Here is a 1,723-nt window from a genome sequence, read left to right on the forward strand (position 1 = left end):
GCAGCACGACCACATCACCGCCGCGGTCGACGACGGCGACGGTGACCCGCTGCCCCTCCTTGCCGGCGGCGTCCAGCGCGGCCTGCGCCGCCCGGACCGCCGCGTCGACCGTGATCGTCGTCGTGGACCGCACCGCGGTCTCCCCGCGCCCGCGCTGCCCGCCCTGGTCGGCCACCGCGTAGCCGCCCGCGCCCGCCACGGACAACGCCACCAGCACCGCGATCGTGGTCTTCCGCATCGCCACACCCTCCTTCACTCGTTCGTGTCGAGTTCCAGGCTCGTCGCGGACGGCCGCCCCGACCTGGTGGTTCCGGTTGACCTCGGTTCAACCCATCGGTTGACCCCGCAGGCCTTGACCTGGCCTAGGGTCGGCCTCGTGTGGCTGCACCGGGCGATGCACGCGGGCTTCTACGTGCTGCTGACGGCGTCGGCGGCGCGGTACGTCGCGTACCACGGCGTCGAGCCCGCCGTGCTGGTCACCGCGGCCGTGCTGGGCGCGGCCTACCCGTTCGGCGTGCGCCGGACGGCCGTGCTGCCGGTCGTGCTCGGGCTGTTCCTGGTGGTGGTGTGGCTGGCGCCGAGCTTCGGCTGGTGCGCGATCCCGCTGTTCTTCCAGTGCCTGCGGCAGCTGCGCCCGCGCGTGGCGGTGCCGCTGGCCGCGGTGCTGACCGGGGCGGTGGTGCTGGCGCAGGTGCGCCTGGCGGAGGTGGTCGAGCCGAGCCTGGTGCTCGGTCCGGTCGGGGTCGCGGTGATCACCGCAGCGGTGTTCTTCGACCGCCGCCGGCTGCTGCACCGGGCGGGTGCGCTGCAGGAGCGGCAGCGCCTGTCCCGGGAAATCCACGACACGCTGGCGCAGGGCCTGTCCAGCATCGCGCTGCTGCTGGAGCTGGGCGACACCGCGCGGGCGCGGGACGTGGCGAAGGAGAACCTGGCCGAGGCACGCCGGTTCGTCCGCGACCTCTCCCCGCTCCAGGGCCGCACGTTGACCGACGCGCTGCGCGGGCTGTGCGACCGGGTCGAGGTGGAGGGCGAGCCGTACCCGCTGCCCGTGCCGGTGGAGGTGGCGTTGCTGCGGGTGGCCCAGGGCGCGTTGGCGAACGTCCGCGAGCACGCCGCCGCCACGACCACCGTCATCACGCTCACCTTCCTGGGTGACGCGGTGACGTTGGACGTGTGCGACGACGGCCGCGGGTTCGACCCGTCCGCGCCGCGCCCGGAGCCCGGTCGCGGCTACGGGTTGGCGGCCATCCGGGACCGGGTGGCCGAGCTCGGCGGCACGGTGACGGTGGAGAGCGCGCCGGGTGAGGGCACGGCGCTGGCCGTGAGCGTGCCCACGCCGTGACGGGTGACGCGCGGTTGCGGGTGCTGGTGGTGGACGACCACCCGGTGGTGAGGTTCGGCCTGGCCGGTCTGCTGGCCCGCGACTTCGAGGTGGTCGCGGAGGCGGCCACGGGCGAGGAGGCGGTCCGCCTGGCCGCGACCAGGACGGTGGACGTGGTGCTGATGGACCTGCGGCTCGGCGCGGGCGTCGACGGCGTGGAGGCGACCCGGCGCATCCGCGCGCTGCCGGACCCGCCGCAGGTGGTGGTGCTGACGACGTACGACTCGGACGCGGACGTGGTGCGCGCGGTCGAGGCCGGCGCCACCGGTTACCTGCTCAAGGACTGCCCGCCCGACGAGCTGGCCGCCGCGGTCCGGCAGGCGTCCACCGGGCGCACCGTGC

At 75.2% G+C, this 1,723-nt stretch carries 2 protein-coding genes and 1 pseudogene; 2 read left to right on the forward strand and 1 reads right to left on the reverse strand.

Annotated elements, in window-relative coordinates; all coding sequences use genetic code 11:
- Positions 1 to 238 (reverse strand): annotated as a pseudogene (locus tag AB0G02_RS38640) (heme-binding protein); the annotation flags it as partial.
- A 114-nt stretch (positions 239 to 352) separates the two neighbouring features.
- Between AB0G02_RS38640 and AB0G02_RS38645 the strand changes: the two are divergent.
- Positions 353 to 1,342 (forward strand): sensor histidine kinase, encoded by a 990-nt coding sequence (locus tag AB0G02_RS38645; RefSeq protein ID WP_360805009.1) that lies wholly within the window; start codon positions 353 to 355, stop codon positions 1,340 to 1,342.
- Positions 1,339 to 1,723 (forward strand): response regulator transcription factor (locus AB0G02_RS38650; RefSeq protein ID WP_360805012.1); only part of this gene is annotated, 385 nt, incomplete at its 3' end. The genes AB0G02_RS38645 and AB0G02_RS38650, both read left to right, overlap by 4 nt.

The sequence above is a fragment of the Actinosynnema sp. NPDC023658 genome (genome assembly GCF_040639995.1).
Lineage (GTDB): Bacteria > Actinomycetota > Actinomycetes > Mycobacteriales > Pseudonocardiaceae > Actinosynnema.